Origin of the sequence: Streptacidiphilus cavernicola, assembly GCF_042510955.1 — a bacterium.
GTDB classification, from domain to species: domain Bacteria; phylum Actinomycetota; class Actinomycetes; order Streptomycetales; family Streptomycetaceae; genus Streptacidiphilus; species Streptacidiphilus cavernicola.
Map to the genome: position 1 here is coordinate 250,494 of NZ_JBHFAB010000005.1, position 13,835 is coordinate 264,328.

At 71.2% G+C, this 13,835-nt stretch carries 12 protein-coding genes; 10 read left to right on the top strand and 2 right to left on the bottom strand.

Annotated elements, in window-relative coordinates:
* Positions 1-54 precede the first annotated feature (54 nt).
* The 9 genes from ftsW (at position 55) to ACEZDE_RS09355 (ending at position 8,779) form a co-directional block, all read left to right on the top strand.
* Complete coding sequence (ftsW, locus tag ACEZDE_RS09315) at positions 55-1,413, top strand: putative lipid II flippase FtsW (RefSeq protein WP_380534411.1); 1,359 nt, start codon at positions 55-57, stop codon at positions 1,411-1,413.
* 6 nt (positions 1,414-1,419) lie between these two features.
* Entirely contained in the window at positions 1,420-2,514 is a 1,095-nt protein-coding gene (gene murG / locus ACEZDE_RS09320) for an undecaprenyldiphospho-muramoylpentapeptide beta-N-acetylglucosaminyltransferase (RefSeq protein ID WP_380534413.1), read from the top strand.
* A complete protein-coding gene (locus tag ACEZDE_RS09325; protein ID WP_380534415.1) occupies positions 2,507-3,322 on the top strand; it encodes a cell division protein FtsQ/DivIB in 816 nt (271 codons plus the stop codon). The genes murG and ACEZDE_RS09325 overlap by 8 nt, the downstream gene beginning before the upstream one ends.
* A 263-nt stretch (positions 3,323-3,585) precedes the next feature.
* Entirely contained in the window at positions 3,586-4,824 is a 1,239-nt protein-coding gene (ftsZ, locus tag ACEZDE_RS09330) for a cell division protein FtsZ (protein WP_380534417.1), read from the top strand.
* A gap of 21 nt (positions 4,825-4,845) precedes the next feature.
* The gene (gene pgeF, locus ACEZDE_RS09335) at positions 4,846-5,592 is read left to right on the top strand and encodes a peptidoglycan editing factor PgeF (protein WP_380534419.1); all 747 of its coding nucleotides are present in this window, start codon (positions 4,846-4,848) and stop codon (positions 5,590-5,592) included.
* Positions 5,589-6,338, top strand: a complete 750-nt coding sequence (locus ACEZDE_RS09340; protein ID WP_380534421.1) for a YggS family pyridoxal phosphate-dependent enzyme — start codon at positions 5,589-5,591, stop codon at positions 6,336-6,338. The genes pgeF and ACEZDE_RS09340 overlap by 4 nt, the downstream gene beginning before the upstream one ends.
* A gap of 156 nt (positions 6,339-6,494) precedes the next feature.
* On the top strand, positions 6,495-7,076 hold the full coding sequence (locus ACEZDE_RS09345; protein ID WP_380513064.1) for a cell division protein SepF: 582 nt from the start codon (positions 6,495-6,497) through the stop codon (positions 7,074-7,076).
* 124 nt (positions 7,077-7,200) lie between these two features.
* Entirely contained in the window at positions 7,201-7,488 is a 288-nt protein-coding gene (locus ACEZDE_RS09350; protein ID WP_380534423.1) for a YggT family protein, read from the top strand.
* Between the two features lie 46 nt (positions 7,489-7,534).
* Positions 7,535-8,779: a DivIVA domain-containing protein gene (locus tag ACEZDE_RS09355; RefSeq protein ID WP_380534425.1), complete on the top strand. Its 1,245-nt coding sequence runs from the start codon at positions 7,535-7,537 to the stop codon at positions 8,777-8,779.
* Positions 8,780-8,882: 103 nt separating this feature from the next.
* Here the strand turns inward: ACEZDE_RS09355 and ACEZDE_RS09360 are convergent, their stop codons facing one another.
* Both ACEZDE_RS09360 and ileS read right to left on the bottom strand, forming a co-directional pair.
* Positions 8,883-9,428 (bottom strand): Uma2 family endonuclease, encoded by a 546-nt coding sequence (locus tag ACEZDE_RS09360; RefSeq protein ID WP_380534427.1) that lies wholly within the window; start codon positions 9,426-9,428, stop codon positions 8,883-8,885.
* A gap of 115 nt (positions 9,429-9,543) precedes the next feature.
* Positions 9,544-12,678 (bottom strand): isoleucine--tRNA ligase, encoded by a 3,135-nt coding sequence (gene ileS, locus ACEZDE_RS09365; RefSeq protein WP_380534429.1) that lies wholly within the window; start codon positions 12,676-12,678, stop codon positions 9,544-9,546.
* Between the two features lie 614 nt (positions 12,679-13,292).
* Between ileS and ACEZDE_RS09370 the strand changes: the two genes are divergently transcribed.
* Positions 13,293-13,802 carry a TraR/DksA family transcriptional regulator gene (locus ACEZDE_RS09370; protein ID WP_380534431.1) on the top strand — a complete coding sequence of 170 codons (510 nt, stop codon included), beginning with the start codon at positions 13,293-13,295 and terminating at the stop codon, positions 13,800-13,802.
* Positions 13,803-13,835: the final 33 nt, after the last annotated feature.

The following is a 13,835-nucleotide window of genomic DNA, read 5'->3' on the forward strand; positions in this document are numbered from 1 at the left end:
CAGGCTTCGAGCAGCACCAGGCTCCGAGCAGCACCAGGGGAGAGGGGACCGCCCATGGCGGACGCAGCCGAGCGGCCGGGCACCCGGCAGCGTCCCGGCGTCGGCACGACCTCGGTGGCGGTCTTCCGCTCCCGCGGCCGGCTGACCGGGCCCGCCGCCGCGCTACGGCGCTTCCAGCGCGGCCTGGAGCGTCCGCTGACGCCCTATTACCTGATCCTGGGGTCGGCGGCGCTGATCCTGGTGCTCGGTCTGGTGATGGTGTTCTCCGCCTCGCAGATCGAGGCCAGGAGCGACGGCCTGCCGTTCGCGTACTTCTTCGACAAGCAGCTCACCTCGGTCTGCATCGGCGCGGTGCTGATGTACGTGGCCGCCCGGCTGCCGGTGAAGCTGCACCGGGCGCTGGCGTACCCGCTGCTGCTCGCGGTGATCGGGCTGCTGCTGCTGGTCGCCGTGCCCGGCGTCGGCACCTCGGTCAACGGCAACCAGAACTGGCTCCGGCTCGGCGGCCCGATCCAGATCCAGCCGTCCGAGTTCGCCAAGCTGGCGCTGGTGCTCTGGGGCGCCGACCTGATGGCCCGCAAGGCGCAGCTGAAGATGCTGGACCAGTGGAAGCACCTGCTGATCCCGCTGGTGCCGATGGGCGTGCTGCTGCTGACCCTGGTCCTGGCCGGCGGCGACATGGGCACCGCGATGATCATCTGCGCGCTGCTGTTCGGGCTGCTCTGGATCTCCGGGGCGCCGGTGCGGATGTTCGCCGCGGTGGGCGGCGTCGCCGCGGCCATCGGCACGCTGCTGATCGCCTTCGTGCCGCACCGGCTGAACCGGCTCTCCTGCATCGGCGTCACCACGCTGCCGTCCGACGGCTCCTGCTGGCAGGGCGTGCACGGGATCCAGGCGCTGGCGGGCGGCGGGCTGTTCGGCCGCGGACTCGGCGCAAGTGTGGAGAAATGGGGGCAACTCCCGGAGCCGCACACCGACTTCATCTTCGCGGTGACCGGTGAGGAGCTGGGCCTGGCGGGGACGCTGTCGGTGCTCGCCCTCTTCGCGGCACTAGGGTATGCGGGTATCCGCGTCGCAGGACGCACGCAGGACCCCTTCATCAGGTACGCGGCAGCAGGCGCCACCACCTGGATCATGGCCCAGTCCATGATCAACATTGGTGCGGTGCTGGGACTCCTCCCCATTGCGGGAGTCCCGCTGCCGATGTTCTCCTACGGGGGTTCGGCGCTGCTGCCGACCATGTTCGCGGTGGGGATGCTGCTCTGCTTCGCACGCAGCGAACCCGGTGCGAAGGCGGCGCTCGCGGCCCGCAGGAAGAAGACTCGCAACAAGCAGGATCGGGGCGGACTCGTCGGTCTGCCCGGACGGACCATCGCGCGGCTGGGGAAGGCCCGGCAGCGCAGGGAGCGGTGAATTTCGGTGCATGTCGTACTCGCCGGCGGGGGGACCGCCGGTCACATCGAGCCCGCGCTCGCCCTTGCGGACGCACTGCGCAGGAACGACCCCACGGTCGGGATCACCGCGCTCGGGACCGAGAGCGGCCTGGAGACCAGACTGGTCCCCGAGCGCGGCTACGAACTGGCACTGATCCCGAAGGTCGCGCTGCCGCGCAAGGCGACCCCCGAACTGATCACCCTGCCCGGCCGGCTGCGCGGCACGGTCAAGGCGGTCCAGGACGTGCTGGACCGCACCAAGGCGGACGTGGTGGTCGGCTTCGGCGGCTACGTCGCCATGTCCGCCTACCTGGCCGCCAAGCGGTCCGGGGTGCCGATCGTGGTGCACGAGGCCAACGCCCGTCCCGGCGTGGCCAACAAGATCGGGGCCCGCTACAGCGACTTCGTCGCGGTCAGCACCCCGGACAGCAAGCTGCGGGACGCCCGCTACGTCGGCATCCCGCTGCGCCGCACCATCGCCACCCTGGACCGGAACGCGGCCCGTCCGGAGGCCCGCGCCTACTTCGGCCTGGACCAGCGGCTGCCCACGCTGCTGGTGTCCGGCGGCTCCCAGGGCGCCCGCAGGCTGAACGAGACGGTGCAGACCATAGCGCCCCGGCTGCAGCAGTACGGGGTGCAGATCCTGCACGCGGTCGGCCCCAAGAACGAACTGCCGGTGATCGACGACATCCCCGGGATGCCGCCGTACCGGGTGGTCCCGTACCTGGACCGGATGGACCTCGCCTACGCCGCCGCCGACATGATGCTCTGCCGGGCCGGGGCGATGACCGTGGCCGAGCTGTCCGCGGTCGGCCTGCCCGGCGCCTACGTCCCGCTGCCGATCGGCAACGGCGAGCAGCGGCTGAACGCCCAGCCCGTGGTCAGGGCCGGCGGCGGGCTGCTGGTCGACGACGCCGAGCTGAGCCCGGAGTGGGTGCTCAGCCATCTGCTGCCGGTGCTGACGGACCCTCAGCGGCTCTGGGACATGAGCCGGGCCGCGGCCGAGTTCGGCCGCCGCGACGCCGACGAGCTGCTGGTGGCGATGGTCTACGAGGCCATCGCCGCGCACCGCCGTGCCTGAGCCCGGCGCCGCGGGCGCGGCGGGCACCGCGGCGGTCGGCGGCCCCGACCCCGACGCCGACGTCCAGGGGCCGACCGCGGAGCCGGCCCCCCGGGTCCGGCTGCGGCTGTCCCGACGCGGCGTCGCGGTGCTGAGCGGGTTCGTCGCGGTGCTGCTCGGCACGGTCTGCTGGCTGGTCTGGTTCTCCTCGGTGCTGGATGTGAGGACGGTCACGGTCAGCGGGACCCGGGTGCTGACACCGGATCAGGTGCTGGCCGCGGCGGCCGTCCCGCTCGGCGGCCCGCTGGAGCGGTTGGACACCGGCGCGGCCGAGGCCCGGGTGGCGAAGGCGCTGCCCCGGGTGGCCGAGGTGTCGGTGAGCACCTCGCTGCCGCACACGGTGCGGGTGCGGATCACCGAGCGGGTGCCGATCGCCGCGGTCAAGGGCGCGGACGGGCAGTTCACCCAGGTCGACGTGACCGGGGTGGGCTTCGCCACCGGTCCGACCGCCCCGGTCGGCGTCCCGGTGGTCCAACTCGCGCTCTCCGCCGCCGGGAAGGCCGCGCTCGGGAGCTTCCCGCAGCAGGTTCTGGTGGCGGCCGCGGTGGATGTGGCCAAAGCCCTTCCGGCGGCGGTGGCGCGGAGAACCAGTTCGGTCGTGGTGCATTCGTACGACGATCTGGAACTGCAACTCACCGATGGTTCACATGTGCTGTGGGGAAGCACGGAACGCGACTCGCGTAAAGCAGTCGTACTGAACGCCCTGCTGCGGCAGAAGGCGACGAGCTACGACGTCAGCGCCCCGGACGATCCCGCGGTAAGGCATTGACGGAAGGGCTGTTCCTCCCCGAATCTGGTGGGCCACCCCCGGTGAAAGCCCGGATGTTTGATCACATAGGCTCACAAGAAAAATGCGCGGGCCCGGCGTGTCCGTTGAATGGACAGGCCAGGAGACCTAGTGTCCTGTGACAAGTAACCGTGAAAGAGTGACACAGCATCAACCCTAAACCTCAGGGTCAGGGTTCGGGTCGGGGCCCGCTAGCGGCCCCCTGCCCCTTCGGCACCGTACATCCGAGGCGAGAGGCCTTCGACGTGGCAGCACCCCAGAACTACCTCGCAGTCATCAAAGTCGTCGGCATCGGCGGCGGTGGCGTGAACGCCATCAACCGGATGATCGAGGTCGGGCTCAAGGGCGTCGAGTTCATCGCGATCAACACCGATGCGCAGGCCCTGCTGATGAGCGACGCGGACGTCAAGCTCGACGTCGGCCGCGAACTCACCCGCGGCCTCGGCGCCGGTGCCAACCCGGACGTCGGCGCCAAGGCGGCCGAGGACCACCGCGAGGAGATCGAGGAGGTCCTCAAGGGGGCCGACATGGTCTTCGTCACCGCGGGCGAGGGCGGCGGCACCGGCACCGGCGGCGCGCCCGTGGTCGCCAACATCGCCCGCACCCTCGGCGCGCTCACCATCGGCGTGGTCACCCGGCCGTTCACCTTCGAGGGCCGCCGCCGCGCCAACCAGGCCGAGGACGGCATCGCGCAGCTGCGCGAAGAGGTCGACACCCTCATCGTCATCCCCAACGACCGGCTGCTGTCCATCTCGGACCGCCAGGTCAGCGTGCTGGACGCGTTCCGTTCCGCCGACCAGGTGCTGCTCTCCGGCGTCCAGGGGATCACCGACCTGATCACCACCCCGGGCCTGATCAACCTGGACTTCGCCGACGTCAAGTCGGTGATGTCGGACGCCGGTTCGGCGCTGATGGGGATCGGCTCCGCCCGCGGCGAGGACCGGGCCAAGGCCGCGGCGATCATGGCGATCTCCTCGCCGCTGCTGGAGGCCTCGATCGACGGCGCCCGCGGCGTGCTGCTCTCCATCTCCGGAGGCTCCGACCTCGGCCTGTTCGAGATCAACGAGTCGGCGCAGCTGGTCGCCGAGGCCGCGCACCCCGAGGCCAACATCATCTTCGGCGCGGTGATCGACGACGCGCTCGGCGACGAGGTCCGGGTCACCGTGATCGCGGCCGGCTTCGACGGCGGCGCCCCGCCCACCATCGTCCGCGACCCGGTGGTGCGTTCGACCAACGCCAACGCCGGCAGCGCGGGCGCCCCGCCGCAGCAGGCGCCGGAGCGCTCGGGCGGCGAGTACACCAACCGCGGCGACTTCAACCGGGCCGGCTCCACCGCCGCCGGGCGCAGCGTCCACACCATCGGCAGCGTCCCGCGCGCCGAGGAGCCGCCGGCCCCGCCGGTCGCCCCGCACGTTCCGCAGACCCGGCCGCCGTACGTGGACAGCCAGGCCGAGGAACTGGATGTGCCGGACTTCCTGAAGTAGCGAGCCACTAGGCTGATCACCATGATCAGCCGGCGTACCGATCTCGACGACAGTGCTCACTTCGCCTTCACCGACCGGTGGGGCGGGGTGAGCACTTCGCCGTTCCAGGAGCTGAACCTCGGCGGCGCGGTCGGCGACGACGCCGCGGCCGTCCGGGAGAACCGGCGGCTCGCCGCCTCGGCCGGGCTCGGGCTCGACCCGGCCGACGTGGTCTGGATGAACCAGGTGCACGGCAGCGCCGTCGCCGTGGTCACCGGGCGCCAGCCGGACGGCACCGCCCCGGAGGTGGACGCGCTGGTGACCGACCGGTGCGGCCTCGCGCTGGCGGTGCTCACCGCGGACTGCGTCCCGGTGCTGCTCGCGGACCCGGTGGCCGGGGTGGTCGGCGCCGCGCACGCGGGGCGGCCGGGGCTGGCCGCCGGGGTGGTCCCGGCCGCGGTCGCCGCGATGGCCGAGCTGGGCGCCCGCCCCGAGCGGATCACCGCGGCGGTCGGGCCCTCGGTCTGCGGACGGTGCTACGAAGTGCCGGCCGCGCTCCGCGACGAGATCAGTGCCCTCGAACCGGACGCCCGCTCACAGACCAGCTGGGGCACTCCGGCCCTCGACCTGCCGGCCGGGGTCCGGGCCCAACTGACCAGGGCCGGGGTGATCCGGCATGAGATGTCCCACATCTGCACCCTGGAGTCGGCCGACCACTTCTCCTACCGCCGGGACCGGCGCACCGGCCGGCTGGCCGGCTACGTCTGGCTGGACGGGGCCGCCGCGTGAACGCCCTCGGACCCGAGCCGGCCCCGGCCGAAGGGGCGCGCCTCGACGTGCTGCGCTCCAACCTCACCGCGGTGGAGCAGCGCATCGCCGCCGCGTGCGCCGCCGCCGGACGCCCGCGCTCCGACGTCACCCTGATCGTGGTCACCAAGACCTATCCCGCCGCGGACACCCGGCTCCTCTCCGCGCTCGGCGTCACCGACGTCGCCGAGAATCGTGACCAGGACGCGGCCCCGAAAGCCGAGGAATGCAAGAACCTCCCCCTTCTCTGGCATTTTGTCGGCCAATTGCAAACCAATAAGGTCCGTTCCGTTCTGAAGTACGCCGACCGAGTGCACTCGGTCGACCGGACGCGTCTGGTCTCGGCGCTCTCCGCGGAAGTCGGAAAGACCGGGCGCCCGGTATTGGGATGCCTGGTGCAGGTCGCCCTGGAGGGCGACCCGGCGGCCACTCGCGGCGGGGCCCTCCCGGCCGACGTCCCGGCCCTGGCCGAAGCGCTGGCAGCCGCGCCCGGCCTGCGACTTGACGGGGTGATGGCGGTCGCGCCGCTCACCGGGCCTTTCGCCGGGGACCCGGTCCGGGCATTCGACCGGCTCGCGGAAATCTCATCTCTGCTACGCCGGGAGCATCCTGCTGCCACGATGGTCTCCGCGGGTATGAGCGGCGATCTCGAAGCGGCGGTGGCGGCCGGGGCGACACATGTGCGCGTCGGTACGGCGGTACTGGGTGTCCGGCCGCCCCTCGGGTAACGTCACCGGTTAGAAGATCAGATCGCAGAACAAATCAGGACAAGAAGGAATATCCCCTGCATCGCGGGGTCAGACCGTGGATCGTAGAACCACTCCGCGACAAGCGGGGCTGTGCCGGTGACGGACCCGATCCACCACAGAGCGGAGGACAGGAGTATGGCCAGCGCACTGCGCAGGATGGCGGAATACCTCGGCCTCGTGGAGGACGAACGCTACGACGTTCAGGGCTACGACCCGGACGACGAGGACTACGGCCCCGAGCCCGAGCCGCTACGCAACACCGCCAGGACCGAGGAGGTGCCCCGTCCCGCGCCCGCGCCTGTTGCACAGCCGGCGGCGGTGGTCGCCCCGATGCGGGCGGAACCCAGGATGGCGCCAGTGTCGTCCATCACACCTGAACGCCGTCACGTGGAGAAGAGTGCCCCGGTGATCATGCCCAAGGCCGCCTCCGAGCGGGAGCCCTACCGCATCACCACACTTCACCCCCGAACCTACAACGAAGCCCGTACCATCGGGGAGCACTTCCGCGAGAGTACGCCCGTGATCATGAATCTGACCGAGATGGACGACACGGACGCCAAGCGCCTCGTAGACTTCGCGGCTGGGCTGGTCTTCGGTCTCCACGGCAGCATCGAGCGGGTGACGCAGAAGGTGTTCCTTCTGTCTCCTGCTAACGTCGATGTCACGGCGGAGGACAAGGCCAGGATCGCCGAGGGTGGGTTCTTCAACCAGAGCTGACCCCAGCGGGACGCAGTATGACGAAACGTGAGGATCGCGTGACGCCGGGTAGTGGGCCACCCGCTCCCGGCGGGCAGGCCGGCAGGACGAGTTCGACGTTCGAACCGAAACGAGGGGAAGCGCAGTGAACGTTGTATGGCAAGTGCTGTACATCGCGCTGGTGTGCTTCTTCATCGTGCTGCTGGCTCGCCTGGTGATGGACTGGGTGCAGCAACTGGCCCGCGAGTGGCGACCTTCCAACCGCGGGTTGATCGTCGCGCTCGAATGCGTCTACACCGTCACGGATCCGCCGCTCAAGCTGCTGCGGCGGTTCATCCCGCCGCTGCGCTTCGGAGGCGTGGCGCTCGACCTGTCCTTCCTCGTACTGATCATTATTGTTTCGATCCTGATCTCCGTCGTGGCGGGCCTGTGAACCACGCAGACGTCCGGTTGTCCGACGATCACGTTGAGGTGAAGAGATGCCATTGACCCCCGAGGACGTGCGGAACAAGCAGTTCACGACCGTCCGCCTCCGCGAAGGCTATGACGAGGACGAGGTCGATGCCTTCCTCGACGAGGTCGAAGGAGAGCTGACCCGACTGCTCCGCGAGAACGAGGACCTGCGCGCCAAGCTGGCCGCCGCGACTCGTGCGGCCGCGCAGAACCAGCAGAACATGCGCAAGGAGCAGGACCAGCACCAGCGTCCCGGCCCGCCGGTCCCGGCGGCCATATCCGGACCGCCGGTGCCCCAGCAGGGCATGCCTCCGCAGATGCAGCAGCAGGGCCAGCAGCAGATGGGCCACCCCGGCCCGCCGCAGCTGCCGAGCGGCCAGCCCCAACTCCAGGGCCCCCCGCAGCTCCAGGGCGGCGGCATGGGCACCATGGGCGGCCAGCAGTCCTTCGGCGGCCAGATGCAGCCGCAGGGCCCCGGGCCGATGCAGCAGCAGGGCCCCGGCCAGATGCAGCCCGCGCAGATGCAGCCGCAGCACATGGGCGGCCTGCAGCAGATGCAGCAGCAGCCGCACTTCCCGCAGCAGCAGCAGGCTCCCAACGATAGCGCCGCCCGGGTCCTGGCGCTCGCCCAGCAGACGGCCGACCAGGCCATCTCCGAGGCGCGCTCCGAGGCCAACAAGATCGTCGGTGAGGCCCGCAGTCGCGCCGAAGGTCTGGAGCGGGACGCCCGTGCCAAGGCCGACGCCCTGGAGCGGGACGCGCAGGAGAAGCACCGCGTCGCGATGGGCTCGCTGGAGTCCGCCCGCGCCACGCTGGAGCGCAAGGTCGAGGACCTGCGCGCCTTCGAGCGCGAGTACCGGACGCGGCTGAAGTCCTACCTGGAGACCCAGCTGCGCCAGCTGGAGTCGCAGGCGGACGACTCGCTCGCCCCGCCGCGGCAGCCCGCGACCGCGTCGCTCCCGCCGTCCTCGATGTCGCAGCCGTCGCTGTCGCAGCCCTCGATGACCCCGGTCGGCGCCTCGCCGATGGGCGGCCAGACGTTCGGCGGCCAGCAGGGCTTCGGCGGCAACGGCCAGAGCTTCGGCGGCGGCCAGAGCTTCGGCGGCAACAGCTTCAACCCCGGCGCCCAGCAGCACCAGAGCGCCGGCGGCCAGCAGCAGATGGCTCCGGCCATGACCCAGCCGATGGCCGCGGTCCGCCCGCAGCCGCCGCTGCAGCAGGCCCCGCAGCCGATGCGCGGCTTCCTGATCGACCAGGACGACGAGGGCTGAGTCTCCCTCACCGTCCTCGCATCGCCACGCTGCCCCTTGCCGGAACGTTCCGGCAAGGGGCAGCGGCATGTCCCGCACGACTCACAGTCCTCAGCTGCCCCCGCTAGTAGGGCAGCAGGGCGCCGGTCTCCAGGATGAAGTCGAACGGGGCGGGAACGTGGATGGTCTCCCCGAAGGCGGCGTCCTCGCGGCGGCGGTAGCGGCCGTTCTCCGGCTCGCTCAGCAGGGTGACGGTCTTCTGCCGCGCGTCGACCAGCAGGTAGAGCGGGATGTGCATCAGCGGATAGTCGCGGACCTTCCCCTCCCAGTCGTTCTCCGGGTTGGACGGGGAGACGATCTCCACGGCGATGAGCGCGAGCTCGGCGGGCAGCGCGCTGTCCGTGGTGGTCATCGCCTCCTCGGGCAGGTAGGTCAGGTCCGGATTCCGCAGCTTGCTGATCGCGGGTGACTCGAGGTCGGTGTTCCCCGTGTCGACATACCCGTCCGGAACATGGGCCTCGAACTGCCTCCGGACGATGCTCAGGTTCCGCTGGTGGATCGCCGAGGGCGATGCCTGCATGGTGATGGTGTCGCCGGAGAACTCCGCCTTCACATGGGAGTCGGTGATCTGCCGGAGCTGCTCGACGAGCTCGCGGTGCTGTGGCTGCATGCTTCTCATGGTAGAGCGGCGGCCACCCCTCAGGGGCGCGGGGAACTGCGCGAACAGGTGCCACCACCGAGCTGCACCCGCCCGCTGAGCAGTTGCCCGCGCCCCCGCACCGCGGCTACGCCTTCCGCAGCCAGAAGGTCAGCCCCAGGCCCTCGTCCGTGAACGCCACCGCGTCCCCCCACTCCGCCTCGCCGGAGGCGAAGTCCGTGGCGAGGACCTCGTCGGCGATCAACTCGCTGTGCGCCCAGAGCGCCTCCGCGGTGTCGTCGCTCGCCGTCCAGCGCAGTTGGATCCGGTCGGCGACGTCCAGCCCGCTGTTCTTGCGGGCCTCCTGGACCTGGCGGATGGCGTCCCTGGCGATGCCCGCGAGCCGCAGCTCCGGGGTGATGTGCAGGTCGAGCGCGACCGTCGCGCCGGACTCGTTGGCGACCGCCCAGCCCTCGCGCGGGGTCTCGGTCACGATCACCTCCTCCGGCGTCAGCTCGACCGGCTCGCCGTTCAGCAGCACCGTCGCCGTCCCGCCGCTCCGCAGCGCCGCGTTCAGCTCGGCCGCGTCGGCGGCGGCGACCGCCTTGGCGACGTCCTGCACGCCCTTGCCGAAACGCTTGCCCAGCGCCCGGAAGTTGGCCTTGGCGGTGGTGTCCACCAGCGAGCCGCCCACCTCGGACAGCGACTCCAGCGCCGAGACGTTCAGCTCCTCGGCGACCTGCGCCAGCAGCTCGTCCGGGAGTTCGGCGAAGCCCTGGGCCGCGACCAGCGCCCGCGACAGCGGCTGACGGGTCTTCACCCCGGAGTCGGCGCGGGTCGCCCGGCCCAGCTCCACCAGCCGCCGGACCAGCGCCATGTGCCGGGACAGGCCGGTGTCGATCAGCGCCTCGTCGGCCACCGGGTAGTCGGCGAGGTGCACCGACTCCGGGGCGTCGGGCGCCACCGGCACGACCAGGTCCTGCCAGACCTGCTCGGTGATGAACGGGGTCAGCGGGGCCATCAGCCGGGTGACCGTCTCCAGCGCCTCGTGCAGCGTCGCCAGCGCGGCCGGCTCGCCCTGCCAGAAGCGGCGACGGCCGCGCCGGACGTACCAGTTGGAGAGGTCGTCGACGAAGGCGGACAGCAGCTTGCCGGCCCGCTGGGTGTCGAACGCGTCCAGCGCCGCGTCGGTCTCCCGGACCAGCAGGTTCAGTTCGGACAGCAGCCACTTGTCCAGCAGCGGGCGCTCGGCCGGGGCCGGGTCGGCGGCGGACGGCGCCCATCCGGCGGTACGGGCGTAGAGGGCCTGGAAGGCCACCGTGTTCCAGTAGGTCAGCAGGGTCTTCCTGACCACCTCCTGGATGGTGTTGTGGCCGACCCGGCGCGCGGACCAGGGCGAGCCGCCGGCCGCCATGAACCAGCGCACGGCGTCGGCCCCGTGCTGGTCCATCAGCGCGATCGGCTCCAGGATGTTGCCGAGGTGCTTGGACATCTTCCGGCCGTCCTCGGCCAGGATGTGGCCCAGGCAGACCACGTTCTCGTACGCCGACTTGTCGAACACCAGGGTGCCGACCGCCATCAGCGTGTAGAACCAGCCGCGGGTCTGGTCGATCGCCTCGGAGATGAACTGGGCCGGGTAGCGCTGCTCGAACAGGTCGGCGTTCTTCAGCGGGTAGCCGTACTGCGCGAACGGCATCGAGCCCGAGTCGTACCAGGCGTCGATCACCTCGGGCACCCGCACCGCCTCCGCCGAGCAGCCCTCGGCGGTGCAGCCGAAGGTGACCTCGTCGATGAACGGCCGGTGCGGGTCCAGGTCGGAGAGGTCGCGCCCGGTCAGCTCGCTCAGCTCGGCCAGCGAGCCGACGCAGCTGAGGTGGTCCTGCTCGCAACGCCAGATCGGCAGCGGGGTGCCCCAGTAGCGGTTGCGGGAGAGCGCCCAGTCGATGTTGTTGTTGAGCCAGTCGCCGAAGCGGCCGTACTTCACGTTCTCGGGGAACCAGTTGGTGCCCTCGTTCTCGCGCAGCAGCGCGTCCTTGACCGCGGTGGTGCGGACGTACCAGGACGGCTGCGCGTAGTAGAGCAGCGCGGTGTGGCAGCGCCAGCAGTGCGGGTAGCTGTGCTCGTACGGGACGTGACGGAACAGCAGGCCGCGCGCGTCCAGGTCGGCGACCAGGGCCTCGTCCGCCTTCTTGAAGAACTGCCCGCCGACCAGCGGCAGGTCGGGCTCGAAGGTGCCGTCGGCGAGCACCGGGTTGACCATCGGCAGGCCGTAGCCGCGGCAGGTGGCGAGGTCGTCCGCGCCGAAGGCGGGGGACTGGTGCACCAGGCCCGAGCCGTCCTCGGTGGTCACGTACTCGGCGTTGACCACGTAGTGCGCGCCCTCGACCGGGACCAGCTCGAACGGCCGCTGGTAGTTCCAGCGCTCCATCTCGGCGCCGGTGAAGCGCTCGCCGGTGGCGGTCCAGCCCTCGCCCAGCGACTTCTCCAGCAGCGGTTCGGCGACCACGAGCCGCTCGTTGCCGTCCGTGGCGACCACGTAGTCCACCCCGGGGTGCGCGGCCACGGCGACGTTGGAGACCAGGGTCCACGGGGTGGTGGTCCACACCAGCAGCGAAGCCGACCCGGCCAACGGGCCCGAGGTGAGCGGGAAGCGGACGTAGACGGACGGGTCGACGATGGTCTCGTAGCCCTGCGCCAGCTCGTGGTCGGACAGGCCGGTGCCGCAGCGCGGGCACCAGGGGGCCACCCGGAAGTCCTGGACCAGCAGGCCCTTGTCGAAGATCTGCTTCAGCGACCACCAGACCGACTGGATGTAGTCCGGGTCCATGGTGCGGTAGGCGTCGTCCAGGTCGACCCAGTAGCCCATGCGCTGGGTCAGCTCCGCGAAGGCGTCGGTGTGCCGGGTCACCGAGGCGCGGCAGCGCTCGTTGAACTCGGCGATGCCGTAGGCCTCGATGTCCTGCTTGCCGGAGAAGCCGAGCTCCTTCTCCACGGCCAGCTCGACCGGCAGGCCGTGGCAGTCCCAGCCGGCCTTGCGGGCGACGTGGTGGCCCTTCATGGTCTTGTACCGGGGGAAGACGTCCTTGAAGACCCGGGCCTCGATGTGGTGCGCGCCGGGCATGCCGTTGGCGGTGGGCGGACCCTCGTAGAACACCCACTCCGGGCGGCCCTGCGACTGCTCCAGGCTGCGCTGGAAGACCTTGTTGTCGCCCCAGAAGGAGAGAATCCGTCGTTCGAGCGCCGGCAGGTCGACCTGGGCTGGGACGTGGCGGTACTGGGTCATGCGGTCCTCCGGCGGGGCGCGGTCACGGCGTGCGGCTTCCGACGGAGGGACGAGGCCGTGTGCGGGCCCCGCGGTACCACCCTCCTTGGCCGTCCGGCACCTGCGTGCGCGTCCGACCCCCTCATTAGGGGTTGCGGCCGGTTCTACCGGGCCCCCGGTACCGGCGGGCCGTTCCTCCGGCGGCTCCGGGGTGATCTTCCCGTCGCGCTCACCCCCGGGCTCACACCATCCCCGGGTCGCTCACGGCTGCGTACGGCGGTACTCGTCCCCATCCTCGCCCTGCGCGAGCAGTCTATAGCCCGGGGCAACCGGATTCCGCGCGGTCCGGGGCGGTGACGCGCCAGTAACGACGGCGGAGGGCGATTTGCCGGGTCTGGTTCTGGGCACACATCGGACGAGCCGCCGCAGCGGGCCGGAGAAACCGAAGACGCCTCGTACGGTATGTCCCATTGTGGTGGGATTCGTTACGCATTATCTTTCCGGCACCACGTTGTGCTGGCTGCAACAGCCGCAGGAAACGCGAAGGGGTCAGACGCATGGCGGACAAGGCAAGGAGCGGGGCCGCGGGTACGCGCCGCGCGGGAGCGTCCGTGGCAGACCCGGGGGAGGGGACAGTGACCCGACACAAGACCGAGGCCGCCACCAGGCCGGCCGGCGCCGCGGCCAGGAGCGCCGGCGCCCGCAGCACCGGAGCCAGGGGCCCCGGCGGCGGTAGCGGCGCGCGCGCCGCCGCGTCCTACCCGGTGCGGTCCGGCGAGGAGCCGTGGACCGACGCCGAGGTGACCGAGCTGCAGCAGGAGCTGACCGCCGAGGCGGCCGGCCTGCGGGCCGAGATCTCCGCCTCCGAGCAGGCGGTCAGCGGTCTGATGCGGGACTCCGGCGACGGCGCGGGCGACGACCAGGTCGACGCCGGGACCAAGAACATCTCCCGCGAGCACGAGCTGTCGCTGGCCGCCAACGCGCGCGACATGCTGGCCCAGACCGAGCGGGCGCTGGCGCGGATGGCGGAGGCCGGCTTCGGCCTGTGCGAGTCCTGCGGCGAGCCGATCGGCAAGGCGCGGGTCCAGGCGTTCCCCCGGGCCACCCTCTGCGTCGGCTGCAAGTCCAAGCAGGAACGCCGCTAGCGGGCTCGGCCTGCAACGATTCGGCGGCGTGGA

Bases quoted from the DNA above. Each gene is read 5' to 3' on its own strand.
- ftsW (WP_380534411.1), top strand. From the start codon at position 55: ATGGCGGACGCAGCCGAGCGGCCGGGCACCCGGCAGCGTCCCGGCGTC.
- pgeF (WP_380534419.1), top strand. From the start codon at position 4,846: ATGATCAGCCGGCGTACCGATCTCGACGACAGTGCTCACTTCGCCTTC.
- ACEZDE_RS09345 (WP_380513064.1), top strand. From the start codon at position 6,495: ATGGCCAGCGCACTGCGCAGGATGGCGGAATACCTCGGCCTCGTGGAG.
- ACEZDE_RS09355 (WP_380534425.1), top strand. From the start codon at position 7,535: ATGCCATTGACCCCCGAGGACGTGCGGAACAAGCAGTTCACGACCGTC.
- ACEZDE_RS09360 (WP_380534427.1), bottom strand. From the start codon at position 9,428: ATGCAGCCACAGCACCGCGAGCTCGTCGAGCAGCTCCGGCAGATCACC.
- ileS (WP_380534429.1), bottom strand. From the start codon at position 12,678: ATGACCCAGTACCGCCACGTCCCAGCCCAGGTCGACCTGCCGGCGCTC.